The following is a 23,720-nucleotide window of genomic DNA, read 5'->3' as shown; positions in this document are numbered from 1 at the left end:
AAGCAACTCCTATGCCGAAAATCGTTGTAAGACCTCTAACGCTCTAGAAACAGAGGATACCTTTTCGATAGTAAGCAATAATCGTAGCCCATTGCGGGTTTGCTTCTCTTTCATTTTCACCAATTTTGAATGGTTTTGCACAAATTGCAAGACTTTAGAAAAAGCTTCGGTCTGGTAAAAATCACTTTGCTGATCGCTAATAAAATAACCAATAAAACGTCCTTGTTTCATCACAACTCTCTCTAGTCCCATGTGTATGGCAATCCATTTTATTCTTACGCTGTCAAGCAAGCCTTGTACTTCTTCAGGAAGTTCTCCAAAGCGGTCTTCTAATGCTTTCTGAAATGTTAACAGCCCAGCCTGATCTTTCAATTCATTTAACTTCGTGTAGAGGTTTAATCTTTCCGTGATATTATTCACATAATCATCTGGGAATAATAACTCAAAATCTGTGTCAATGATGACTTCTTTTACAAAGGTTCTATTTTTGAAATCCTTGTCGGCATCTGTGTACAGATCTTTAAACTCTTTCTCTTTTAGTTCTTCGATGGCTTCTGCTAAAATTTTCTGATAGGTTTCAAAACCAATTTCATTGATAAAGCCACTTTGTTCGCCACCAAGCAAATCTCCAGCACCACGAATTTCAAGATCTTTCATGGCAATGTTAATACCACTTCCCAAATCACTAAATTGTTCTAGGGCTGTGATACGTTTTCTAGCGTCGTCTGTCATCGCAGAATAGGGAGGTGTTATAAAATAACAGAAAGCTTTTTTGTTACTTCTACCTACACGCCCTCGCATTTGGTGTAAGTCGCTTAAGCCAAAATTGTTGGCATTGTTTATAAATATAGTATTGGCGTTACTTACGTCTAAACCACTCTCTATAATAGTGGTTGCCACCAAAACATCAAATTCATTGTTCATGAACCCAAGCATGAGTGCTTCGAGTTTTTTACCATCCATTTGCCCGTGTCCAATTCCAATTTTAGCATCGGGCACCAAGCGTTGTATCATGCCCGCAACCTCCTTAATATTTTCGATGCGGTTATGGACAAAGAAAGTTTGTCCACCCCTAGATATTTCATATCTAATGGCATCACGAATGATTTCCTCTCCAAAACGAATCACATTAGTTTCTACTGGATAGCGGTTGGGTGGTGGTGTGGTAATGACACTTAGATCCCTGGCAGCCATTAAACTAAACTGTAATGTTCTTGGAATTGGTGTAGCTGTTAGTGTTAATGTATCTACATTTTCTTTAATGGTTTTGAGTTTGTCTTTTACAGCAACTCCAAATTTTTGTTCTTCATCTATAATGAGTAAACCAAGGTCTTTAAATTCAATCGCTTTGCTTACCAATTGGTGTGTGCCAATCACAATATCTAAGCGTCCATTTTTTAAATTTTCAAGCACGTTCTTTCGCTCTTTGGCAGTTCTAAAACGGTTGAGGTAATCTACTTTCACGGGCATGTTGGCCAAACGTTCGCTGAAGGTTTTGAAATGCTGAAATGCAAGAATCGTGGTGGGGACTAAAATAGCCACTTGTTTGCCATTGTCAACTGCTTTAAAAGCGGCACGAACAGCTACTTCTGTTTTCCCAAACCCAACATCACCACAGACCAAGCGATCCATGGGGCGTTCGCTTTCCATGTCTGCTTTTACATCTGCTGTGGCAGTAGACTGGTCTGGTGTGTCCTCAAACATAAAGCTAGATTCTAGCTCATGCTGCAGATAACTATCTGGATCATATTGAAACCCTTTTTGCAATCTCCTTTTAGCGTAAAGTTCTATTAAGTTGAAAGCAATATGTTTGACTCTAGCCTTGGTTTTCTGCTTTAGTTTTTTCCAAGCGGCACTTCCTAATTTATAGATTTTAGGTGTGGTGCCATCCTTGCCATTAAATTTGCTTATTTTATGCAAGGAATGGATACTTAAATATAAAATATCTCGCTCGCCATACACTAATTTAATAGCTTCTTGCTGCTTGCCTTCTACTTCAATTTTCTGAAGTCCACCAAACTTTCCAATTCCGTGATCTATATGTGTTACATAATCTCCAACTTCAAGGTTGGTAAGTTCCTTAAGTGTAATGGCTTGCTTTTTTGCGTAGCCATTCTTGAGATTAAACTTATGATAGCGTTCAAAAATTTGATGATCTGTGTAACAAATATGTTTGTTTTCATGATCAATAAATCCTTGGTATAAAGGGAATACAATGGTTTCAAATTGTTCTACATGACCTTGCGCATCTTCAAAAATATCTTGAAAGCGTTTGGCTTGTTGGTCGCTACTGCAAAAAATATAATTGGTGTAGCCTTCTTCGGTATTCTTGTTTAGATTTTCGATTAATAAATCGAATTGCTTATTAAAAGAAGGCTGTGGTTTGGTATAAAAAGAAACAAAAGGGGTAATAGATCCCGAAAGCTTTCGGGATGAATTTGAAAAGGTGATTCTTTGATAGCCCTCCAGTTGTTCTTTTAACAAGAGAGAGGTGCAAAACAACTCTTCTGGCTTGTTAATTCTAACTTCTCCTGTTGCTTTTGTAAAGGCCTCGGTAGCTTTCATGAAAAGTTTATCAATAGCTCCGCTAAGTACTTCTTGGTTTTTGAGACAGATTACCGTTTTGTTCGAAATGTATTTTAGAAAACTTTCTCGGTTTTCTTCCATCATTTTGTTTTCTACGTTGGGGATGATGGCAATTTTTTTTAGCTGCTCAAAGGATAGTTGTGTTTCAACATCGAAGGTTCTAATGCTGTCTATTTCATCGCCAAAAAATTCGATTCTGTAGGGTTCATCATTGCTAAATGAAAAGACATCTAGAATTCCACCACGCACCGAAAATTCTCCAGGTTCTGTCACAAAATCGGCACGTTTAAAAGCGTATTCAAACAGTACTTCATTTACAAAATCGATGGATATTTCTTCTCCAACTGAAATTTTAAGGGTATTTTTTTCTAGCTCTTTTTTGGTCACTACTTTCTCAAACAAGGCTTCGGGATAGGTGACAATTAAGGCAGGTTTTCTGCGGGAGTTAATACGGTTTAAGACTTCGCTTCGCAACAAAACATTAGCGTTGTCTGTTTCTTCAATTTGATAAGGTCTACGGTAACTTCCGGGATAGAACAAGACATTGTCATCGCCCAGTAGGTTTTCTAGATCGTTGAGGTGATAAGCGGCTTCTTCTTTATCGTTTAGTATTAATAAAAAAGGAAGTTCTGTGGCTTTGAAAATTTCAGCAATACTAATACTTACTGCACTACCAACCAATCCAGACACAACGTAGTTATCCCTGCTTTCTTGTGTAAGCTGGGTAGTTAAACGTGCTAATGCAGAAGACTCCTTAAAGAGGGAGCGAACAAGGGTTTTACTCATGATTCATCCCGAAAAACGGATGTTTTTAAATGTATGCAAAAGTAACTCAAACCAAGTAGGTCACAAAGTGGTTTGTTGTTTTTTAGGTGTAAGGAGAAATCCTTTTAATAAACTACTCAATAACAATATTCCTGCAGCACAGTAGGCTGCTATTTTAATGCTCTCATAACTTCCAGAGTTGGCTACGCCAATGGCAATAAGCGCCCAAACCCCTACTAGGGCAAATTCTGGGATGTTGCGTCTCCAAGTTACTAATAGGTTGACCGCGGTTGCGATGCCTATTATAAAGAGGGTCCATGTTTCTGGAGCCAATCCCAAACCATTCCATTGTATTTTGGTGAGAAATAGCGTCACGTTTGCTACACAAGCTACCGTAAGCCAGCCGCTGTAAATGATAAAAGGAAGCCATAAAAAAAGATACGTAGTTGTAGATGCTTTACCTATTTTTATAGCATTGTTTTTTATGATTTGGAGTAAGCAAAATAATATAAAGAATATCACAAAAGTAGAAGCCAAGATATAGTCACTTACAAATAAGTAACACCAAAGGCTGTTGGCTACACAACTAGCTATAAACCAAATTCCTGTTTTTTCTACAAAAGAATCATTGAGGGTCTTGTTGAAAAAAGATTTAGATTGAAAAACAACAAAGCCCAATAGCAACAAATAAATAAGGCCCCAAATAGAAAAAGCATAGCTGGCAGGAGTAAATAGGGTTTGGTATTTGGCACTCATCGTTGCCTGAGTAGTATTGTTAAACAGTCCTGCACTCGAAGCATAATTCATATAAAGCGTAGCTATAAAAAATAGCACATTGAGAAGCTGCAATAATTTTTTCGACATAAGATGGTGTGTTAATGTGGCGGTGAAAATACAGTATGCACTTGATAGTGCTAGTTAAAATTATAGTAAAATTATGAAGTGACAGGGGACTTTTTTATATGCAGCATTTAAAAAAATATGTACCTTCAAGCTTTAAAATTTCCGAAGATGAAAAACCACTATCACATTCCGTCAAATGAAGCATATAAAGAAGCATATCAGGATGCATTAAGAGATCCTGAAACGTTTTGGGACACCATTGCCCGTGAAAATTTTGACTGGATACAGCCTTGGCATTCTGTGGTTGAACATGACCTCTCGGCACCAAAAGTGAGTTGGTTTCAAGGAGCACAATTAAACATCACGGTGAATTGTATTGATAGACATTTGAAAACTCGTGGTACTAAAACAGCCTTGCTTTTTGAACCAAACAACCCAGATAGCCCAGCCGAACATATTAGCTATCAAGAGTTGCATGATCGTGTGTGTAAAATGGCAAATGTTTTAAAAGATAAAGGCATTAAAAAAGGAGATCGTGTGTGTTTGTATTTGCCTATGATACCCGAGTTAGCGATTTCAGTTTTGGCTTGTGCTAGAATTGGCGCGGTACATTCTGTAGTGTTTGCGGGCTTTTCGGCAACAGCTTTAGCCACTAGAATAAACGATTGCGATTGCAAAATGGTGATTACAAGTGATGGTTCTTTTCGAGGAGGTAAAACCATCGATTTAAAATCTATTGTAGACGCGGCATTACTAGAATGTAATGGTGTAGCAACGGTTTTGGTGGTACAACGTATAGCTTCGGAAATTACCTTGACCGAAAACCGTGATTATTGGTTGGAACCTTTATTAGAGCGAGCTTCTAGTGTTTGCGAACCCGAAATTATGGATGCAGAAGATCCGCTATTTATTTTATACACTTCTGGATCTACCGGAAAACCTAAAGGTATGGTGCACACTACTGCGGGGTATATGGTGTACAGTGCCTACTCTTTTAAAAATGTATTTCAATACCAAGAAGACGATGTGTATTGGTGTACTGCAGATATTGGATGGATTACAGGACACAGTTATATTGTCTACGGGCCCTTAGCAAATGGAGCTACTTCTGTCATGTTTGAAGGAGTACCAACTTATCCAGATGCGGGACGTTTTTGGGAAATTGTTGCCAAACATAAGATCAATCAGTTTTATACCGCGCCTACCGCTATTAGAGCTTTGGCAAAAGAATCGTTAGCCTTAGTAGAGAAACATGACTTGTCTTCTTTAAAAGTATTAGGAACGGTTGGAGAACCTATTAATGAAGAGGCTTGGCATTGGTACGACGACCATATTGGAAAAAACAAATCGCCTATCGTAGATACTTGGTGGCAAACCGAAACTGGCGGAATCATGGTCACTTCTTTACCTGGCATTACTGAGCAAATCCCTACCTATGCAACAAAACCTTTGCCAGGCATCCGACCTGTGTTGATGGACGATGAAGGCCATGAAATTAAATCTAAAGAAGCACAAGGGAAATTGTGCATTGCATTTCCTTGGCCTTCTATGGCGCGCACTATTTATGGAAACCATCAACGCTATAAAGAAACCTACTTCTCGGCTTTTGCAGGTAAATATTTTACAGGAGATGGTGCCTTGCGAGATGCAAAAGGAAATTATAGAATTACCGGAAGAGTTGATGATGTTATTATTGTCTCCGGACATAATTTAGGAACGGCACCTATAGAAGATGCTATAAACCAGCATCCACAAGTTGCAGAAAGTGCTGTGGTTGGTTTTCCACACGATATTAAAGGTACTGCCCTGTATGGGTATATGACCTTAAAAAACGCAGAAGGGAAAGATCAAGATAGCCTGCGTCAAGAAGTCAATGCTATGATTGCTAAAGAGATTGGTCCTATAGCCAAACTGGATAAAATTCAATTTACAACAGGCTTGCCCAAAACAAGAAGCGGAAAAATAATGCGCAGAATTTTACGTAAAATCGCAGAAAAAGAAACAGGGAATCTAGGAGATATTTCAACGCTTCTAAATCCTGAAGTTGTGCAAGACATTATAGATAATGCGCTGTAAAATGTATTGTTTTCTAAAACAATAGTGACCCACTAAAGTTTCCGAATTAAATAAAAAAGAATTGCTCACTTATTTCGAATTTTAGAAGGACTTATTTTATATTTGCGGTTTAAAATTTATACTATGTCATTTACAGATTTATTTGAGAGCGGAGAGCACAAACGTAACCTAGGGCATTTTGCTAGTATTGCTAGTATTGCTTGCGTCGACGGAACATTAGGAGAAGAAGAAGAAAAGATGTTGCGCCGTTTTGCTCGTAAATTAAATATTGATGTAGTGGAGTATGAAGAAGTATTAAAAAACCCTTCAAAATACCCAATAAATCCACCCAATGATGCAGACAGACGTTTGGAGCGTATGCACGATTTATTTGAAATGATTTTTGCAGATCATGAAATTGATGCAGAAGAACGTGCTTTAATTGAAAAGTACGCAATTGGGTTAGGGTATACAGAAGAGCTTGCTACAAAACTTATCAAGCGTTCTATTGAAATCTACCAAGGAGGTCTTGATATGGAAGATTACCGTTACCTATTAAATAAAAAATAATAGATTAAATCACTTTTTTTAGTGCTTTAAATAATTCTTTTTTGGTGTAAGGTTTCTTCAAGAATAAATTTGCACCGTCTGCTAGCATTTGTTCTTGCTCATCAATCATTGCTTTTCCACTTGCAACTATAATCGGTGTTTCCTCTGAGTTGTTTTTTACAAAATCAAACAAAGACGCTATGCTGTTATTAGGCAATTTTACTTTGGTTATGATCGTTGCATAGCTTTTTTTGGAGAGTCGTTCTTTTGCTTGCTCAATACTAGACACTATTTCTATTTGATAGCCTTCTTCATTATTCAAAAATTGTTTCATGAATAACATTTGGCTTATCTGGTCATCTTCTATAATGAGGATTCTTTTACTCATAACAATCCCAGAACCTTTTGGGATTGTTTTTTTCTCTTTGTAGGTGTTTCTGGTTTCAAGAGGCAGTGTTACTGTAAATACAGATCCTTTTCCTTCAATACTAGTAACAGATACCGAACCATTTAATGCTTCACTAAGGTCTTTTACAATTTTTAAGCCTAGACCTTCACCAATAGGTTTAATGGCATCAAGCTGCAGCTGTTTGTAAGATTCAAAAATTTTAGAAAGTTCTTCTTTAGCAATGCCAACACCAGTATCAGAAATTTTGAATGCAATAGTAGCAGTTTTGTCTTTTTCAGAGTTCAATGAAACGTTTAATAGAATAGTTCCTTCCTCTGTATTGTTATATGCATTGTTTAGAAGGTTGTACAAAATTTGATTGATTCTTGTGGGGTCTCCATAATATTTTATGGGGACTTCTTTCTCTATAGTATAATCAACTTTAAGAGAGCTGTTTCGCTTTTTAATTTGGAAATGCTTTATGATATTCACCACAATATTGGTGAGGTTAAACGGGATGTGTTTGAGTACAATATTTCCAGTTTCAATTTTTGAAATGTCTAACAAATCATCCATCAATACTTTGATGTGCATTCCTGTTTTGTTAATGACATTGACAGTTTCTTTTTGCTGAAATGTTAAGTTTGTTTCTGCAAGGATGTCTGTAAAACCAATAAGGTTGTTTAATGGGCTTCTAATCTCATGATTGAGATGCGATAAAAATTGATTTTTAAACTCTTCTTTTGCAAATAGTAGTTCTCTTTCAAAAGACAATTTATTTTTTGCGATTGAAGATTCGTTCTTTTCTTGAACCAGAGGTTGAGAATCTTTGTAGTGTTCAGAGAAATCTATAAATACTAGATAGAGATTTCCACCTTTTTTCAAGATGTCTATGTCAATTATTTTTCTTTTGCCATCTATTTCAATATTAACACAAGGAAATTGGATAGGTTCTTGTAGATTTTGTAGAATTTCTACAAGCGTATAAAAAAAAGGGTGCAATTCGGTAAGCTTTTGTTTAGGCTTAAGCGTAAAAATTGTGTTGTCTGAAGCGACTATTTCGGTACTATTAGTTACTTCAATAACCTGAATTTTTTTATCTAATGCTTCTTTTTTTATCGTCTCAATACTCATGCCTTCAAGATATTTTTGGTGAGTTTTAAAAACGACTCTTCTACATGTTCTCCAGTTTTAGCACTGGTGAAAAGACAATTTTCAAATTTTTCATTTTTAAAGTATTCTTCAGAAACCGTGTCTTCAAATAAATCTTTCTTATTCCCTAAAACAACAACCGGAATGTTTGGATGATGTTGTTTGAGAAAGTTCATTTCATCGGTGAGATTTTCATAGGTTTCAGGTCTAGAAACATCAAAAACATACACAAAACCTTGAGCACCTATGAGGTATGATTTTCTTGCTTTCTCTATTGAAGTGTTTCCTTCAATGTCCCAGATGACAAGCGTAATGGTTTGACCACCAACGGCTATGTCTTTCTTTTTAACATGTACACCAACAGTCACTAAGTAGTCTTCACTAAATTGCTCGTCTACGAAACGGCGGATTAAACTAGTTTTTCCTACGCCAAAATGACCTAGAAGCACCACCTTTTTAGGGTATGACATTTGATAATTAAATTAGAGTTGCTACTACAAATATATAGGCAAAATACTTAGATTTTCTGAGATTAAACTTTGTTTTTTGTTTTATATCGAAAACACCAGTAAATACTTCAATTATATCTTTGCGTATTATAATTTTTTTTGATTTTGAGACTTCAATAGATGTGTTTCATTCTTTAATTGTGCTTCCTTTTGTTTTTTATGATAACTATTCGTGTAGTTAAAGAACATTATTGCAATGAAATCTGTTCCTGAATTCATACTTACATCGCAATAAAATTTCTTGTTATTGTAGTCTATATACAATCCAGGGTACGCTAATGTTTTTGTGCTATTTTCTAGGAGTTGTGGTATTGCATTTAAAAATATAGGATGAAAATCTGAAATAGGATCACCTATTTTTAGAGTAAATAAAGTATTATCTGTAGAAGTAATAAGGCCTTTTGTATCTACGTGTACATAATGAAGAACATTTTTAAATACAATATTGTTAGTCCCCATGGTGCTATGATTAATTAAAAAAGTAAGCTGTTTCTTACAAAGAACGATAAAAATTTAAAAAAGGACTTCTTTTTGTTGTTTCGTAGAGCTAATTTTTAGCGTGTTTTGGCGAAAACCCAAGTTTATTCTTCAAAATCAAAGTCAAGTTCTTCACGAATTTGTATGGCTCTTAGATGAAAGCTACCTATGTTATGTTCTATTTTTTCAAGAATTTCTCGTTGATCTAGCGTAAGTTCACTCTCTTTTAGCTCTTCAACTTTACCAACAACATACGCTAAGCTATGGATAAGCTTGTCATCAATTCTATCTTTCATAAAATCTAAGTATACTTTTTTCTCCTCTAGATGTTTTTTAGATAAATCAAAGGCTTGTTCCTGAAGCATTGCAGTTTTCTTTTCTTGAGCAGCTTCATGTAAGTTTTCATAATGCTGCGAGTAATCAAAAAATAAGATGGCAAGCTCGCCTCTTTCTTTTTTTATAGTAATATCACAAATGGCCTCCGTGTTATTGATGATAAGTTTAACACATGGAAATGCTAGATTTTTTTGAGTACTGTCTGTGGTATTAAAGACTTCTTCTAGGCTTTCAAAAAAAGGATGTAAGGCGTATAAATTTTGCCCATTTTGAATATCAAACAAAGTGTTACTGCTAGAGGTGATGTCGCCACTAAGAGATGCATGTACTTCTTGAATCTTTGTTGAAAAATACGATTTTTTTTCTGTGCTCATTTCGATATTTTTTGTGCTAGATCAGTAAATAATTGAGACACTCCATCACCTGTTTTAGCGCTTACAAAGCTATGGATGAGTTCTGGATATTTTCTTTGAATAGCCTTTAATTTGCTATCTTCTAACTCATCTTTTTTATTTCCAACCACCAATAAATCTACGGCAGGATAGTGTTCAGAGATGTATAGTATTTCTTCAGTAAGTATTGCGAACGTAACAGGTCGTGTAGCATCAAACACGTAAATAAAGCCTTTAGAACCAACAAGATACGATTTTCTTGTTTTGGAAATTTTAGAAAATCCTTCCAAATCCCAGATAATCATAGACATGACCTTGCCAGAAGAAAGCGTTATGTTTTTTTTTGAAATTTCTACCCCCAAAGTAGATTTGTAATCATCTCCAAAAGTATCATGCATAAAACGTCGTACCAGCGAGGTTTTACCAACGCCAAATTGTCCAAGTAAGACTATTTTTTTTGACTTTTCCATTTTTTGAAAAATGATTTTAAAATGCTATCAACCTCCTCACGGGATAGAGAATCTATCCTTGAAGATAAGCTTTTTGAAGCTTTTAAAAGACTGTTTTCCAATTTATTTTCGAAGGAATTGGTGTATGTGCCCGAGATAACAACGGCAATATAATACGAATGAAAATTTTGAATATGAATACTATATGTTTCATAATCAATAGATTCTAGGTTCTGAGTTTCACCTTGAAAAGCGTCTTCCACAAAACTTTTAATAGCAGTAAGCATTCCAGAAACCATGTCTTTATCTACCATAGAATTTGGGTTGTAGCTCCCTAATAGAATTCCAGATCCTTTTTGGATGGCAAATATTTCATTAATAACGGGTCTATCAAGCTCACTTAGTAACACCTCACTTTCAGAATTTCCACTAAATTTTGCACGAATCTTTCGTCGTATTGTTTCAAAAGACAAGGCGTTGTTTACTTTACCATTTACTTCTTCAGAGAAGCGTTTGAGTTCGGCTGCAATGTATTTTTTAATCATTTGCCCCATGATAGGATACAGGGCTTCAACAACAGCATCTTTGGAGTTGGCAATTTCTTCTTTTAGAGTTTTTGTAATAACAGGACCAAGACGTGTAGGAATGTCCTCGACAAAGGCTTTTAATTTTTCTTCAATAATAGGATCAACTTTTTCAGAAAGCTTTTCCTGTGTCTCGATGGTTTCTGTTATGGTTTCAACACGCTGGGTTATGGCATCGGCAATTGTCCTGTCGTCTACCAACAAGATGTCTCTAAGAAGCTGTAATTTTTCATCTTCTTTTACCATACGTATTGTTTCATATTAAAGCTTAGCGCTTTTGTAAGGAGCTTAAGAGCTTATTTTTTCACCTAAAGTGATTAATAATTTACCCATTTGTTTGCGGTCTAATTTCTTTTCATTGAGATCATCTATTTTATCTGTCAATGAATCTTCAAGATCGGTAATTCGAATATTAACGTCGGTACTTAAAGAATCTATCGCTTGCATGAGTTCACCTCTTACTTCATCGATATAATTTTCTAATGCCGCTTTTTGTTCGTCAAGCTCTTTTTTTAAGGTCTCGAACTCACTATTGTATTGCTGAATATTTTCACCAAATATGAGGTTTTTGATCGCTTCAATTTTTGAAGAAGAATCTTCAGCTTGTGCTACTTCGGGTTTCGTTTTTTTACTCATAATAGGTTACATTATATGGTAATTTATAAAAAATAAATGAATTATGTTTCTTTTTAAGAGGGTTGCATAAAACTCTCAGCTTTAGAAACCATGTTTTTACTTCCGCAGAAAAAAGGTACACGTTGGTGTAACTCAGTGGGTTTTATATCTAAAATTCTAGAAAATCCATCGCTTGCTTTTCCTCCTGCTTGTTCTGCTAAATATGCCATAGGATTACACTCATATAGTAATCGTAATTTCCCATCAGGATCTTTGGAAGTGTTTGGATACATATAAATACCTCCTTTAATCATATTTCTGTGAAAGTCAGATACCAAAGAGCCAATATACCTCGAGGTATACGGTCTGTCTCCTTCTTCTTTTTGGCAATATTTTATATAATCTTTTACCCCTTGTGGAAAATGTACATAGTTTCCTTCATTAACAGAGTAGATGTTTCCATCTTTTGGAAACTGCATGTTTGGATGTGACAAGTAATAGGTCCCAATAGCTGGGTTTAGGGTAAAGCCATTCACGCCATGTCCCGTAGAATATACAATCATGGTCGAGGTTCCATATACAATATATCCAGCTGCGACTTGCTTGTTTCCAGGCTGCAAGAAATCTTCTATAGTGACTGGAGTTCCTTCTGGTGTCACCCTTCTGTAAATTGAAAAAATAGTTCCCACAGAAACATTTACATCAATATTAGACGATCCATCTAAGGGATCCATCAAGACAATATATTTATTGTCGTTTTTTTCGTTTCTACCTACAATCGTGATAAAATCATCTTCTTCTTCACTCGCAATACCACAAACAATTTCTCTGTTGGTCAATGTTTTAATAAAAACATCATTGGCATACACATCTAACTTTTGTTGGTCTTCACCTTGAATATTGGTATCTCCTGCAGCGCCTAAAATATCTACCAAGCCCGCTTTATTTACTTCGTGGTTTACAACTTTGGCGGCAAGACGGATAGAATTAATAAGTCTAGAAAGCTCTCCCGAAGAATATTTAAACTCGGTTTGATTTTCTATGATGAATTCTCCTAGTGTTTTATTTTTAGTAGACATGGTGGGCTGTTCAATGAATTTAACGCAAATATCGCTTTTTTTAAGAAATTGAACCGATATTTGTGTACCAAAACTAGAAATCATGTCTGTGAGTATTCGAAAAGCGACCCCAGAAGATATGCCTCAAGTGCTTGAGCTTATTAAGGAACTTGCTGTCTTCGAGAAAGAGCCTAATGCGGTGCGCATTTCTCCGGAAATATTAGTAGCCGAAGGTTTTGGAGCACAACCTTTATTTACCTGCTTTGTCGCTGTAGTAGAAAATGACATTGTTGGAATGGCACTTTGCTATTTTAGATTTTCAACATGGAATGGGCGAACGGTCCATCTAGAAGATTTAATTGTACGAGAAACACAGCGAGGCACAGGTATTGGTATGAAATTGTACACCCGTGTGATGGAATTTGCTGCATCACATAAGGTAAAAAGGGTAGAATGGGTGGTATTAGATTGGAATACTCCTGCGATACAGTTTTATAAAAAAACCGGTGCCAAAATGCTAAAAGATTGGTACTTGGTTCAGTTTGATGAAGAAGGGTTGTCTCATTTTCTAACACAGCATTCAAACCACTAAAATTTCCGCTTTGCGAAACCTATGATACACGTATTTAAATTTGGAGGAGCTTCGGTAAAAGATGCCGAAGGAGTAAAAAATGTTGCTTCGGTACTACAAAAAACGGGTCATAAAGACTTGGTAATTGTAGTTTCTGCCATGGATAAAATGACCAATACCTTAGAACATGTAGTAGCTACCTATTTTAATAGTCCGCAAAAATTAAAAGAGACCATCTTAGATATTAAGGTATTTCACACCACTATTGCAAATAATCTTTTTGAAAACACATCAGCACCAATTTTTAAAAAGATCGATACGCTTATTGCACAACTCACCTCTTTTTTAACGACCAATAAATCTACCAACCATGCCTTTGTCTACGATCAAGTAGTGTGTTTTGGAGAATTACTTTCTACCAGCATTATCGCTGCCTATTTGGAACAAGTAGGAATTCAAAATACCTGGTTAGATATTAGAACCTGCATTGCAACAGACACAAAATACAGGGATGCTACGGTAGATTGGGAAATCACTCAAGCACAAATAGCAAGACAGATTACCCCTTCTGGAATGACCATCACCCAAGGATTTCTAGGAGCCGAAGACAGTAATAATTTCACTACAACATTGGGCAGAGAAGGAAGTGATTACACAGCTGCGATTCTAGCCTATTGTTTAAATGCAGCAAGTGTTACCATTTGGAAAGATGTTCCTGGTGTTTTGAATGCAGATCCGCGTTATTTTGAAAAAACCACCTTATTGCATCATATATCGTACAGAGAAGCCATAGAATTAGCTTTTTATGGTGCTTCGGTAATTCACCCAAAAACCTTGCAACCGCTGCAGCGCAAAGAAATACCTTTGTATGTAAAGCCTTTTTACGACCCACTCGCAGCTGGAACCTGTGTTGGGAAAGGGGTTACCTTAGATCCGCAAACCTCCTGTTTTATTTTGAAAAGAGATCAGGTGCTGCTGTCTTTGTCCTCGTTAGACTTTAGTTTTATTGTAGAAAAGAACATAAGCGATATTTTTACTTTGCTGGACACCTATAAAATGAAGGTGGCTTTAATCCAGAATTCGGCCATTAGTTTTTCTGTAGTCATCGACAATAAATACAAGAATTTGGAACTGTTATTAACTGCATTACGCTCCACATTTAGAGTAAGTTGGAACGAAAATGTGACTTTGTACACCATTCGTCATGCCGTTTCAAAAGAGGTGAAGAATTTGGTGCAAGATCGAGAAGTTTTACTCAAACAAGAAAGTAGAGAAACGGTACAATTGGTAATTAAAGAATAGTTGCACAGCTTTTTGATTATATTTGTGGTTAACCTTAACCAAAATCAATCTCACATTTAATGGGTATTGTATCCGTCAAAGAATTTTCAAAAGCACTTAAAGTTGACAAACTTGGCTTTATTGGTAATGGCATTAGTATGCTCATTATGCGAATTTTGAAAATTTCAACACTCAATAAAAAATACAACAAGAAAAAACATCTTGATGGTAAGGCATTCATTGATTATTTACTAGACGATTTCAAGGTCACTTTTGAGATCCCTGAAGAAGATCTTAGGCGAATTCCAAAAAACGGACCTTTTATTACGATCTCAAATCATCCTCTAGGTGGTATTGATGGGGTATTACTATTAAAAATACTTTTACAGCATCGACCAGATTTTAAAGTGATAGCAAATTTTCTATTGCATAGAGTTGTTCCTTTAAAGCCTTATATCATGCCAGTGAATCCTTTTGAGAATCATAAGGATGCAAAATCAAGTCTTCAAGGAATTAAAGAGGCTTTGTTACATCTTCAAGACGATAAGCCTTTGGGGCTTTTTCCTGCAGGAGAAGTCTCAACCTCAAAGGATGAAAACAATAATATTGTCGACAAAGAATGGGAAATAGGGGCCATTAAGATTATTAAAAAGGCAAAAGTTCCAGTAGTGCCAATTTATTTTCATGCACGAAATAGTAGCCTTTTTTATAGGTTGGCAGACATGAGCGATACACTTCGTACGGCAAAATTGCCAAGCGAATTACTTACCCAAGGAGAGCGTCTAATTAAAATTAGAATTGGAAATCCAATTTCGGTAAAAGATCAAGAAGAATATGTCGACACAGGAGAGTTCTCTGCCTTTTTACGAAAGAAAACATATATGCTTTCCAATCCTTTTGAGAAAAAGAAGTTGCGAGATAGCATTCCAAAAACTTTGAAGATTCCAAAAGCTCCTAAGAAAATTGCGGGTGAAATTTCTAAAGAAACCATCATTCAAGAAGTAGATGCGCTTCGAAATGAGAATAAGCGTTTGTTAGAAAGTAAAAACTATGAGGTTTTCTTAGCCCCGGCGTCTTTTATGCCTAATATCTTACAAGAGATAGGGCGTTTACGAGAAATCACCTTCCGTGAAATTGGTGAAGGAACCAACAAAGCCATCGATTTAGATTCGTTTGATAGTTATTACCACCATATGTTTTTATGGGATAATAAAACGCAACAAATTGCGGGAGCCTATAGAATGGGACTTGGAACTAAGATTTTTGCTAAATACGGAATCAATGGTTTTTATTTGCAAGATCTATTTAGATTCGAACCAGAATTGTATGATATGATGAGTACCTCGATAGAAATGGGGCGTGCTTTTATCATTAAAGAATACCAATTAAAACCTATGCCTCTGTTTTTACTTTGGAAAGGAATTGTGCATACCACACTAAGACATCCCGAACATAAATATTTAATTGGTGGGGTGAGTATTAGTAATAAATTTAGTGAGTTTTCTAAAGGGCTTATGATCGAATTCATGAAATCGAACTACTACGATCCATGGATTGCCCAGTACATTAATCCTAAAAAAGAGTACAAAGTAAAATTAAAAGATGCCGACAAAGATTTTGTATTCGACGAAAGTGCAGCCGATTTAAATAAGTTCGATAAAATTATCGATGAGGTGGAACCAGGAAGTCTGCGTATGCCTGTTTTACTCAAAAAGTACATCAAGCAAAATGCAAAAGTAGTCGCATTTAATGTAGATCCACTCTTTAATAATGCCATAGATGGTTTGATGTATATCAAAATAGCCGACTTGCCAGAAAGTACCGTAAAACCTGTAATGGAGGAATTTCAAGCCGAGTTAGAGAAAAAATATGCTAACGGAAATTTTAAAGAAGAAGAGTAAGTTAGGAACCTAAAAAAAGTGCCATGCGTTTAGCTACAACTATTAATGAAGTTATAGAAATTCTAAACGAAATTATTGCGGCTGAAATTCAAGAAAACAGCGCCATGGCTTTCTTCCCAGTACTGTATAAAAAAGTAACCAAACGGATTAGAGATGGTATTCTCAATGGCGATTTTGAAGACAACCCAAGAATGGAGCTTCTCGATGTACTTTTTGCCAATAGATATCTCGAAGCCTACTACAGCTATAAGCAAGGAAACATAATTACCCAAAGCTGGCAACGTACCTTTGATGCTACTGCAGACAATTCTTTGCTTATTTTGCAACACATCTTACTTGGGATTAATGCGCATATCAATCTTGATCTAGGAATTGTAGCTTCGCAAACGGTTGGGGAGGGAAATCCACTAGCACCTTTTAAAAATGATTATGATGCCATTAATGAAATTCTAAGTACCATGGTAAATACTATGCAAGCTAGTATTAACAAAGTATCTCCCTTACTTATTTTGCTAGAATGGATAGGAAAAGGAAAAGAAGATAAAATAGCAGCGTTTAGTATTAGTTTGGCGCGTGATGGATCGTGGTTGTTTGCACATCAATACCATGAAGCAAGCGATACTCAACAACAAATTAGGCAACGAGATGATATTATAGCTGTCCTTGCCCAAGAGCTCAGCAATGTAAAAAGCAAGCTACTTCGTTTTGTAATTAAAGTGATTCGTTTTTTTGAAACTAGAAATGTTCAAAAAGTAGTTGCTAGCCTCGAAAATGCTTAAAAATAGTCAGCTACAAAATCACTACAGTAGTTTTTTATTTCATCTCTAGCTTTTGCAAAAGCAGCTTCAGTCTCTGCAGGTGTGCCTACAAACTTTGAAGGGTCATAAAAGTTATGATGTAAACGCTTCGCATTTGGTGCCGCAATAAACGGACAGTTTTCATAGGCGTGATCACAAACTGTGATGATGTAATGCCAATCAACACCTTCATATTCATCTACATGATTTGAGGTATGCGTAGTAATATCGATACCTTCTTTAGCCATGGTAGCTGCAGCCCCAGGGTTGATGCCATGGGTTTCTATGCCCGCACTATAAATGCTGGCTTTGTTTTCAAGTAGTTGCTGCAAATAACCATGCGCCATTTGACTTCTACAACTGTTTCCTGTACAAAGTACGAGTATGTTTTTCATATTTATGCCCGCGCATGCGGGTATCTCAAAGTAGTTTGCACTACCAAATTAATAATATTTTTTTAGCAACATCCACTTCCAGGAGCACAACTGTTAGCTGAGGCTTCTGCGGCTATAGGTTCTGGTACGCCACAAATATCTTCTGCTTTACAAGCTGTTTTCTGTGTGGCTAGGTTGAGCATTACATTACTGCCATGCACTTCTACTCCAGTTACAAACAATTGGGCTGTGTGAAACATACTGTTGCTATATTCAAAACGGACTTCACTGTTTTCTGTGTAGGGTCTCATTTTTCCAACTTTGTTTAAGATGCCTAGTGCTTTGTAACAAGACATAAACTCGGTTTTTCCAATTTCCGAAGGACTCTCCCAAAGCTGTATAATAGTCTCTTTCCAGGCATCGGTTTGGGCTCCGCAATCTACAGAGTCTACCGTAATGTGTTTTACTTCGGTAATATGGTAATTGGCTCCTACCAATTGCCCCGGAGCATATTGAAAGAGGAGCGATTTATCTTGGTGCTCTTTAAGTGTGGTAAATAATTCTTGTGTTGTCATAGCTTTTTAATTAACAGCATTTCGCTTCAGTGGTTTCAAAAAATTCTTGGAATAGGTCTTTTAACTTGCCTAGTTTGTCTACGTTAATTCTGTAATACTGGCTTTTTCCTTCAAACTTGCTTTTAAGCAATCCAGCTTTTTTTATAACCTGTAAATGTTGCGAAGTGGTAGGTTGTGATAGCTTAATGGTTTCTGAAATATCCTTGCACAAACATCCGTCGCAATCTCCAATATAGTTTAAAATAGAAATTCGTGCGGGATGTGATAGTACTTTGGCTAAGTCTGCCAATTGATTTACACTTGTGGTGTGTAAGTGCCTTTTTGAAACGCCCATATCAATTTATTTTAGTTGTATAATGCAATATTACGATGATAATTTGAGATATAAAAAAAATACATTGCTTTTTAGTTGTTCATGCTCCTTAAATCTTATTCGAAAGCACTGTCTATAGGCTCCCAAAGCTCAATTTTGTTGCCGTCATTGTCCATAATATAGCCAAACTTGCCATAGTCAAATTCTTGAATGTCGCCTATGATGGTGACGCCTTCTTCTTTGAGAAGTTCTAAAAGTCCTACTAAGTTTTCTACTCTATAATTAAACATGAAGTCTTTTTTGGAAGGCTCATAATAATCTGTGTCTTCCGAAAAAGGGCTCCATTGAGTAGAACATTTGTTTCCGTTTTCGTCTTTCCACCAAAAGGTACAGCCCCATTCATCCGTATTAAATCCTAGGTGTTTTTTGTACCATTCTTTGGTTGCTTTTGGGTTTGTTGTTTTAAAGAACAAACCACCAATGCCTGTAACTCTTTTCATATGCATCCCTCGCGCAGGCGGGGGTCTCATTTATAACTCCAAAACTATTTAGAAATTCACTAAATACATTGGAGTCTTTAATTAACATTCATTTATTTCTTAAAAGTACTTAAAATTTTATCCACAATTACCTGAGCTAATTTCTCCTTACTCTCTATCGTCCAACCAGCAATATGCGGACTTAAGATAACATTATCCATCCCCAATAGCTCTTTAAATTCTTGGGGCATGGTGTCGTTAAATAGGGTTTCAAAAGATAACTTTTCATACTCTAGCACATCTAAGCCAGCGCCTAAAATTTTTCCGCTATGAAGACCCGCTACCAAATCTTTGGTCACTACACTTTTCCCTCTTGCGGTATTAATCAACCAAAAGGGTTTTTGGAAACTATCAATAAATCCAGCATCCACCATTTTGTTTGTTTGTGGTGTCCAAGGCGTATGTAAACTCACTACATCTGCCATTTCTTGAAGTGTTTTTAAGGATACTTGGGTAGCATTTTTGTTCCCCACACTTTCTTTAATGTCATAACAAAAGACCGTACAATTAAATCCTTTTAATTTTTTTGCAAAGGAGCGCCCCATGTTGCCATAACCAATAAGACCAATAGTTTTACCTTCTATTTCTATGCCTCTGTTAAATTCTCTATTCCATTGTCCAGCTTTGACTTCTCGGTCGGCTCTGTTGAGGTTGTTAAACAAGGATAATAGCATTCCTAATGCATGTTCCCCCACCGCATTTTTATTGCCCTCTGGTGCAGAGATAAGATGAATGTTTTTTCTTGTAGCATACGGGATGTCAATGCTTTCTAGTCCGGCACCCACGCGTGCTATAAATTTTAGGTTTGTAGCAGCATCCAGAAACTGTTTGTCTATGTTAAATCTACTGCGTATGACAATCCCATCATAATTTGCAATCACCTCCTCTATGGCTTCTTTAGGAGATGTATAGTCCTCTGCGTTTTCAAAACCAGCCTTAGCGAGCTGTTTTAATAGTAGTGGATGATTTTGATCTAAATGAAGTACTTTCATGGCCATAGTTCTGAAATATTGGTGAATTTATAAAGAAAGTATGTGCTTTTGAAATGAAATTGCTAGAGATAATTGTTTAATAACATTACTGTCACCCTGAGCTTGTCGAAGGGTAGTATTATTTCTTTTAAAAACAATCTGTTTAAAATAGGTTTCGACTGCGCTCAACCAGACATAGCCACTTAAATTTTTGGGTATTCGGTTTGTGTTTTTTCGTGCTGTATATCTCCAGTATGTTTGGTGTTTAATTTTTCAAAGAGTAATAGGTGCACCTCTTCATCTCCCTGACTTTTCGGGCAATGTTCAACACCTTTAGGAACCACGATGATTTCACCTTCTTTTACAATTTCTACCTTGTCTCTAAAGTGCATTTCGAGTACCCCTTTTTGAACATAAAATAGTTCGTCTTCATCATCGTGTTTATGCCATACAAATTCGCCTTGAATTTTAGCCAAAATGACTTGCATATCATCTACTGTAGCAATTTGATGGGGATGCCATTGTTTGCTGAATTTGCTAAACTTTTCTTTAATATTAATAGGGTGCATGTGGGTATTGTTTTATTAAAAACAAGGTACTCATTTTATATTTAATCTTCTAAAGTTGATTTGTTATGACTCTTATTTGAAAATTATTTTTAATGTGTTCTTTTCTTTTTTGCATTGCCCAAAAAAGAAATCGACAAAGGAGATTCATGAATACTTAAGCAATAAAAAAGCATGAGCTAAAAAAAAAAGTCTAGCCTTAACCTAAGAAGTCACCCAAAACGTTCAAAAAAGCTAAACAAAATGAACTCGCCTTATAAACAATTGGGTTTAATGATATAGTTTTATAAATAGGCTCAAACAGCCTTTTGTTTTTAACGCTTTTTCAAACTATGGGTCCCGACTTCTTAGCTTAGGGCGGTATAAAAGGATTGAGATGAATAGGAATACACTATTCAAAAGATATTATAATAATTTTCTAAAATTTCCGCCCGCGTGTCGCAGAAGCTTTAGCGGAGGCACAAGAGAAAAAACCTAAAACTCAAGCATGAGTTTTGCGATAAAGAAGAACAGAAAAATCCCAAAAATATCATTACTGGTGGTAATAAACGGACCCGTTGCAATGGCGGGATCAATGCCTTTTTTGTCTAAGATAATAGGGACAAAGGTACCTACAAGTGCAGCAACAATAATAACGAGTAGCATTGAGACTGCAATAGTAATGGCTACCTTTTGATCCATGCCCGAGAGTACGCCAAAGACGATTACTAACAAGCCAAGAACAACACCATTAATGAGTGCGAGTCCTACTTCTTTTAGAAGCCTTTTAAATAAACTTCCTTTTACATTGTCGTTTGCCAAACCTTGTACAATGATGGCGCTTGATTGTACTCCCACATTTCCAGCCATAGCGGCAATAAGCGGTGTGAAGAAAAAGAGCTCTACATGACTAGCAATAGCCTCGTCAAAACCTTTCATAATGTACACACTTCCTAATCCACCTAGAAGTCCTAAAACCAGCCAAGGTAAGCGTGCTTTGGTGAGTTCTAAAATGCTGTCATCTGCCTCTACATCTTGTGAGATACCTGCCGCCATTTGGTAATCTTTTTCGGCCTCATCTTTAATGAAATCTACAATATCATCAATGGTAATTCTTCCAACCAAAACACCTTGCTCATCGATTACAGGAATGGCTTCCAGATCGTATTTTTGCATGATACGCGCTACTTCTTCATTTTCGGTGTGCACGGTAACGTAGTCTACTTTTGGAATAAAAACGTCACTTATTTTTGTTTTGGCCTCGGCGGTAAGTAAGTCTTTTAATGAAAGTCTTCCTGTAAGTTTTCCTTCTTTGTTGGTTACATAAATAGAATGTACACGGGTTACATTTTCTGCTTGGCGTCGCATTTCACGTACACAACCTGCTACTGTCCAAGTTTCTTTTACCTGTACCAATTCTTTTGCCATAAGGGCACCCGCGGTGTCATCGTCGTAGTTAAGGAGCTCTACAATATCTGCAGCATGCTCTTCATCTTCAATTTTATCGATGACCTCTTTTTGAATTTCTTCATCAAGTGTTGCCACAATATCTGCGGCATCATCGGTATCTAGTTCTTCTAATTCGGCTGCAATTTCTTTTGGCGATAAACGGTCTAGAATTTTTTCACGAATATCTTCGTCCAGTTCCATAATGGCGTCTGACGTGATTTCGCTTTCTAATTGTTTAATGAGGTAGGTGGCCTCGTCACTTTTAAGTTCTTCTAAAAGTTCTGCAATGTCGGCAAAGTGATATTCTTGTAGGAGCTCGCGCAACGCATTGCCATCTTTTTTGGCAATGAGTTTTTGTATGCTTTGTATGAAATCACTCGTGAGTTGAAATTGCATCTTGTTCCAGTTTTTGTGTTAGCGCAATAAATTGTGCTACAGATAGCTGTTCTGGTCGTTGGCCAAAGATAGCATCTTCTTTTATTTTATCTGAAATATTAAAAGATTTTAAACTGTTACGTAGTGTTTTACGTCGTTGCTGAAATGCTGTTTTTACCACTTTATAGAGCATGGCTTCACTACATTCAAGCTGTATGGATGCTTTACGAGTAAGTCTTAAGACACCGCTGTCTACTTTTGGAGGCGGATTAAACACCGTAGGCGGTACGGTAAATAAATACTCGGCATCGTAAAAAGCTTGCGCTAGCACTGAGAGAATACCATAAGTTTTGTTTCCTTCTTTGGCACAAATACGCTGTGCTACTTCCTTTTGAAACATCCCTGTAAATTCTGGAACCTGCTCTTTTATTTCTAACATTTTAAACACAATTTGTGTCGAGATGTTATAGGGGAAATTTCCTGTGATGGCAAATTGTTCGGTGCCAAAATAATCTTGAAGGTCTTCTTTTAAGAAATCGGCTTCTAAAATTTGAAGGGTATCCTGCGGATAGTTTTCCAGTAAATATTGAACCGAGTCTCTGTCCAAATCCATAGCAACAAGATTACACTCTTTTTCTAACAAATATTTGGTCATAACACCCGTTCCTGGTCCAATTTCCAAAACGTTTGTATAGCCTTTATATGTTAGGGTTTCGGCAATGTCTTTGGCAATGGTTTCATCTGTCAAGAAATGCTGTCCTAGATGTTTTTTAGCGCGTACCGAATCATTTTGAGGGTTAAAATCTCGTTTCGGTGTGGCGCTATGCTTCTTGTATTTCTTTTTTTTAGACATGCTTTTTTGATTCTAACACTAGTTATTGCTCGCAAATTACTTCAAGCTCTGTTCTAAAAGCTACAAATTTTCCTTCAAAAGGTTTGCTTTGTGCTCTTAGGGTTTCTGCATCTTCTGCATAGTATTTTTCTAAGGTTTCTTTACTGTCTGTAGTGTATTGCACAGAGTAAGTAGTGCCTCCCATTTCTTCTTCTACCATCACTTTGGTCATAAGCGCTTTGCTAAATTTTCTAGTATCCAACATCGCAGGAATGTGCTCTGTTTTCATCCAATGTACCCAGGTGTCATGGATGCTGTTTTCTATGTTTATAGTGACATTGTATATGTACATAATGAAGCTTCTTTTATTCTAAATTGTGCTTTGCAAAAGTACGACAATGATTTTAGTTGATGAGATACTATTTGTTGAGATGAAATA

Annotated in this window: 25 protein-coding genes; 6 read left to right on the top strand and 19 right to left on the bottom strand. The window is 36.4% G+C overall.

The annotated features are described in order from the left end of the window. Positions 1 to 9: 9 nt before the first annotated feature. Positions 10 to 3,372, bottom strand: coding sequence for a transcription-repair coupling factor (gene mfd, locus ACY2RS_RS07260; protein WP_490097963.1), 3,363 nt, complete (start codon positions 3,370 to 3,372; stop codon positions 10 to 12). A gap of 60 nt (positions 3,373 to 3,432) precedes the next feature. Continuing rightward, positions 3,433 to 4,215, bottom strand: a complete 783-nt coding sequence (locus ACY2RS_RS07255; protein ID WP_490097962.1) for a TspO-related membrane protein — start codon at positions 4,213 to 4,215, stop codon at positions 3,433 to 3,435. 147 nt (positions 4,216 to 4,362) lie between these two features. On the opposite strand from ACY2RS_RS07255, the gene acs reads away from it, so the two are divergent. Together acs and ACY2RS_RS07245 are read left to right on the top strand one after the other, a co-directional pair. Continuing rightward, positions 4,363 to 6,270 carry an acetate--CoA ligase gene (gene acs, locus ACY2RS_RS07250; RefSeq protein ID WP_490097961.1) on the top strand — a complete coding sequence of 636 codons (1,908 nt, stop codon included), beginning with the start codon at positions 4,363 to 4,365 and terminating at the stop codon, positions 6,268 to 6,270. Between the two features lie 123 nt (positions 6,271 to 6,393). Then, positions 6,394 to 6,819 carry a tellurite resistance TerB family protein gene (locus ACY2RS_RS07245; protein ID WP_490097960.1) on the top strand — a complete coding sequence of 142 codons (426 nt, stop codon included), beginning with the start codon at positions 6,394 to 6,396 and terminating at the stop codon, positions 6,817 to 6,819. 4 nt (positions 6,820 to 6,823) lie between these two features. Here ACY2RS_RS07245 and ACY2RS_RS07240 read toward each other — a convergent pair whose 3' ends face one another. The 8 genes from ACY2RS_RS07240 to fbp form a co-directional block, all read right to left on the bottom strand. Beyond that, a complete protein-coding gene (locus tag ACY2RS_RS07240; protein WP_490097959.1) occupies positions 6,824 to 8,320 on the bottom strand; it encodes an ATP-binding response regulator in 1,497 nt (498 codons plus the stop codon). Further along, positions 8,317 to 8,808: a Rab family GTPase gene (locus ACY2RS_RS07235; protein WP_490097958.1), complete on the bottom strand. Its 492-nt coding sequence runs from the start codon at positions 8,806 to 8,808 to the stop codon at positions 8,317 to 8,319. The genes ACY2RS_RS07240 and ACY2RS_RS07235 overlap by 4 nt, the downstream gene beginning before the upstream one ends. Before the next feature lie 126 nt (positions 8,809 to 8,934). Further along, positions 8,935 to 9,306, bottom strand: a complete 372-nt coding sequence (locus ACY2RS_RS07230) for a hypothetical protein (RefSeq protein ID WP_490097957.1) — start codon at positions 9,304 to 9,306, stop codon at positions 8,935 to 8,937. Positions 9,307 to 9,428: 122 nt separating this feature from the next. Beyond that, positions 9,429 to 10,034, bottom strand: coding sequence for a hypothetical protein (locus tag ACY2RS_RS07225; protein WP_490097956.1), 606 nt, complete (start codon positions 10,032 to 10,034; stop codon positions 9,429 to 9,431). Then, positions 10,031 to 10,522 (bottom strand): Rab family GTPase, encoded by a 492-nt coding sequence (locus tag ACY2RS_RS07220; protein WP_490097955.1) that lies wholly within the window; start codon positions 10,520 to 10,522, stop codon positions 10,031 to 10,033. Before ACY2RS_RS07220 ends, ACY2RS_RS07225 begins: the two co-directional genes overlap by 4 nt. Further along, the gene (locus tag ACY2RS_RS07215; protein WP_490097954.1) at positions 10,501 to 11,331 is read right to left on the bottom strand and encodes a cell envelope biogenesis protein OmpA; all 831 of its coding nucleotides are present in this window, start codon (positions 11,329 to 11,331) and stop codon (positions 10,501 to 10,503) included. The genes ACY2RS_RS07220 and ACY2RS_RS07215 overlap by 22 nt, the downstream gene beginning before the upstream one ends. Positions 11,332 to 11,373: 42 nt before the next feature. Further along, positions 11,374 to 11,721, bottom strand: coding sequence for a fructose 1,6-bisphosphatase (locus ACY2RS_RS07210; RefSeq protein WP_490097953.1), 348 nt, complete (start codon positions 11,719 to 11,721; stop codon positions 11,374 to 11,376). A 53-nt stretch (positions 11,722 to 11,774) separates the two neighbouring features. Then, positions 11,775 to 12,779 (bottom strand): class 1 fructose-bisphosphatase, encoded by a 1,005-nt coding sequence (gene fbp / locus ACY2RS_RS07205; protein ID WP_490097952.1) that lies wholly within the window; start codon positions 12,777 to 12,779, stop codon positions 11,775 to 11,777. 82 nt (positions 12,780 to 12,861) lie between these two features. Here fbp and ACY2RS_RS07200 point away from each other — a divergent pair, with 82 nt between their 5' ends. From ACY2RS_RS07200 to ACY2RS_RS07185, 4 genes are read left to right on the top strand one after another with little or no spacing between them, the layout of a single operon-like run. Next, positions 12,862 to 13,350 carry a GNAT family N-acetyltransferase gene (locus ACY2RS_RS07200; RefSeq protein ID WP_490097951.1) on the top strand — a complete coding sequence of 163 codons (489 nt, stop codon included), beginning with the start codon at positions 12,862 to 12,864 and terminating at the stop codon, positions 13,348 to 13,350. A 24-nt stretch (positions 13,351 to 13,374) separates the two neighbouring features. Continuing rightward, positions 13,375 to 14,631, top strand: coding sequence for an aspartate kinase (locus ACY2RS_RS07195; protein ID WP_490098074.1), 1,257 nt, complete (start codon positions 13,375 to 13,377; stop codon positions 14,629 to 14,631). A gap of 59 nt (positions 14,632 to 14,690) precedes the next feature. Continuing rightward, the gene (locus ACY2RS_RS07190; RefSeq protein WP_490097950.1) at positions 14,691 to 16,511 is read left to right on the top strand and encodes a GNAT family N-acyltransferase; all 1,821 of its coding nucleotides are present in this window, start codon (positions 14,691 to 14,693) and stop codon (positions 16,509 to 16,511) included. 23 nt (positions 16,512 to 16,534) lie between these two features. Beyond that, complete coding sequence (locus ACY2RS_RS07185; protein WP_490097949.1) at positions 16,535 to 17,290, top strand: DUF5995 family protein; 756 nt, start codon at positions 16,535 to 16,537, stop codon at positions 17,288 to 17,290. On the opposite strand, the gene ACY2RS_RS07180 is transcribed toward ACY2RS_RS07185, so the two are convergent. The 9 genes from ACY2RS_RS07180 to ACY2RS_RS07140 form a co-directional block, all read right to left on the bottom strand. Next, positions 17,287 to 17,703: an arsenate reductase ArsC gene (locus tag ACY2RS_RS07180; RefSeq protein WP_490097948.1), complete on the bottom strand. Its 417-nt coding sequence runs from the start codon at positions 17,701 to 17,703 to the stop codon at positions 17,287 to 17,289. The genes ACY2RS_RS07185 and ACY2RS_RS07180 overlap by 4 nt on opposite strands. A gap of 62 nt (positions 17,704 to 17,765) precedes the next feature. Further along, positions 17,766 to 18,257 (bottom strand): DUF6428 family protein, encoded by a 492-nt coding sequence (locus tag ACY2RS_RS07175; RefSeq protein WP_490097947.1) that lies wholly within the window; start codon positions 18,255 to 18,257, stop codon positions 17,766 to 17,768. A 10-nt stretch (positions 18,258 to 18,267) separates the two neighbouring features. Continuing rightward, positions 18,268 to 18,591 (bottom strand): ArsR/SmtB family transcription factor, encoded by a 324-nt coding sequence (locus ACY2RS_RS07170; protein WP_490097946.1) that lies wholly within the window; start codon positions 18,589 to 18,591, stop codon positions 18,268 to 18,270. 95 nt (positions 18,592 to 18,686) lie between these two features. Continuing rightward, positions 18,687 to 19,070, bottom strand: coding sequence for a VOC family protein (locus ACY2RS_RS07165; RefSeq protein WP_490097945.1), 384 nt, complete (start codon positions 19,068 to 19,070; stop codon positions 18,687 to 18,689). A gap of 92 nt (positions 19,071 to 19,162) precedes the next feature. Then, entirely contained in the window at positions 19,163 to 20,101 is a 939-nt protein-coding gene (locus tag ACY2RS_RS07160; RefSeq protein ID WP_490097944.1) for a 2-hydroxyacid dehydrogenase, read from the bottom strand. Between the two features lie 182 nt (positions 20,102 to 20,283). Then, a complete protein-coding gene (locus tag ACY2RS_RS07155) occupies positions 20,284 to 20,649 on the bottom strand; it encodes a cupin domain-containing protein (RefSeq protein ID WP_490097943.1) in 366 nt (121 codons plus the stop codon). A gap of 471 nt (positions 20,650 to 21,120) precedes the next feature. Further along, complete coding sequence (mgtE, locus tag ACY2RS_RS07150; RefSeq protein ID WP_490097942.1) at positions 21,121 to 22,470, bottom strand: magnesium transporter; 1,350 nt, start codon at positions 22,468 to 22,470, stop codon at positions 21,121 to 21,123. Beyond that, the gene (gene rsmA, locus ACY2RS_RS07145; protein WP_490097941.1) at positions 22,448 to 23,302 is read right to left on the bottom strand and encodes a 16S rRNA (adenine(1518)-N(6)/adenine(1519)-N(6))-dimethyltransferase RsmA; all 855 of its coding nucleotides are present in this window, start codon (positions 23,300 to 23,302) and stop codon (positions 22,448 to 22,450) included. Before rsmA ends, mgtE begins: the two co-directional genes overlap by 23 nt. A gap of 22 nt (positions 23,303 to 23,324) precedes the next feature. After that, positions 23,325 to 23,633: a DUF4286 family protein gene (locus tag ACY2RS_RS07140; protein ID WP_490097940.1), complete on the bottom strand. Its 309-nt coding sequence runs from the start codon at positions 23,631 to 23,633 to the stop codon at positions 23,325 to 23,327. Positions 23,634 to 23,720 lie beyond the last annotated feature (87 nt).

Source organism: Patiriisocius sp. 208BN25-11 (assembly GCF_058147145.1).
Note: the sequence above shows the minus strand (reverse complement) of the source record. Positions and strands in the feature narration are given on the sequence as shown.

Coding starts and splice junctions, on each gene's coding strand:
- mfd (WP_490097963.1), bottom strand. CDS start 3,372: ATGAGTAAAACCCTTGTTCGCTCCCTCTTTAAGGAGTCTTCTGCATTA.
- ACY2RS_RS07255 (WP_490097962.1), bottom strand. CDS start 4,215: ATGTCGAAAAAATTATTGCAGCTTCTCAATGTGCTATTTTTTATAGCT.
- acs (WP_490097961.1), top strand. CDS start 4,363: ATGAAAAACCACTATCACATTCCGTCAAATGAAGCATATAAAGAAGCA.
- ACY2RS_RS07245 (WP_490097960.1), top strand. CDS start 6,394: ATGTCATTTACAGATTTATTTGAGAGCGGAGAGCACAAACGTAACCTA.
- ACY2RS_RS07240 (WP_490097959.1), bottom strand. CDS start 8,320: ATGAGTATTGAGACGATAAAAAAAGAAGCATTAGATAAAAAAATTCAG.
- ACY2RS_RS07235 (WP_490097958.1), bottom strand. CDS start 8,808: ATGTCATACCCTAAAAAGGTGGTGCTTCTAGGTCATTTTGGCGTAGGA.
- ACY2RS_RS07230 (WP_490097957.1), bottom strand. CDS start 9,306: ATGGGGACTAACAATATTGTATTTAAAAATGTTCTTCATTATGTACAC.
- ACY2RS_RS07225 (WP_490097956.1), bottom strand. CDS start 10,034: ATGAGCACAGAAAAAAAATCGTATTTTTCAACAAAGATTCAAGAAGTA.
- ACY2RS_RS07220 (WP_490097955.1), bottom strand. CDS start 10,522: ATGGAAAAGTCAAAAAAAATAGTCTTACTTGGACAATTTGGCGTTGGT.
- ACY2RS_RS07215 (WP_490097954.1), bottom strand. CDS start 11,331: ATGGTAAAAGAAGATGAAAAATTACAGCTTCTTAGAGACATCTTGTTG.
- ACY2RS_RS07210 (WP_490097953.1), bottom strand. CDS start 11,721: ATGAGTAAAAAAACGAAACCCGAAGTAGCACAAGCTGAAGATTCTTCT.
- fbp (WP_490097952.1), bottom strand. CDS start 12,779: ATGTCTACTAAAAATAAAACACTAGGAGAATTCATCATAGAAAATCAA.
- ACY2RS_RS07200 (WP_490097951.1), top strand. CDS start 12,862: ATGTCTGTGAGTATTCGAAAAGCGACCCCAGAAGATATGCCTCAAGTG.
- ACY2RS_RS07190 (WP_490097950.1), top strand. CDS start 14,691: ATGGGTATTGTATCCGTCAAAGAATTTTCAAAAGCACTTAAAGTTGAC.
- ACY2RS_RS07185 (WP_490097949.1), top strand. CDS start 16,535: ATGCGTTTAGCTACAACTATTAATGAAGTTATAGAAATTCTAAACGAA.
- ACY2RS_RS07180 (WP_490097948.1), bottom strand. CDS start 17,703: ATGAAAAACATACTCGTACTTTGTACAGGAAACAGTTGTAGAAGTCAA.
- ACY2RS_RS07175 (WP_490097947.1), bottom strand. CDS start 18,257: ATGACAACACAAGAATTATTTACCACACTTAAAGAGCACCAAGATAAA.
- ACY2RS_RS07170 (WP_490097946.1), bottom strand. CDS start 18,591: ATGGGCGTTTCAAAAAGGCACTTACACACCACAAGTGTAAATCAATTG.
- ACY2RS_RS07165 (WP_490097945.1), bottom strand. CDS start 19,070: ATGAAAAGAGTTACAGGCATTGGTGGTTTGTTCTTTAAAACAACAAAC.
- ACY2RS_RS07160 (WP_490097944.1), bottom strand. CDS start 20,101: ATGAAAGTACTTCATTTAGATCAAAATCATCCACTACTATTAAAACAG.
- ACY2RS_RS07155 (WP_490097943.1), bottom strand. CDS start 20,649: ATGCACCCTATTAATATTAAAGAAAAGTTTAGCAAATTCAGCAAACAA.
- mgtE (WP_490097942.1), bottom strand. CDS start 22,470: ATGCAATTTCAACTCACGAGTGATTTCATACAAAGCATACAAAAACTC.
- rsmA (WP_490097941.1), bottom strand. CDS start 23,302: ATGTCTAAAAAAAAGAAATACAAGAAGCATAGCGCCACACCGAAACGA.
- ACY2RS_RS07140 (WP_490097940.1), bottom strand. CDS start 23,633: ATGTACATATACAATGTCACTATAAACATAGAAAACAGCATCCATGAC.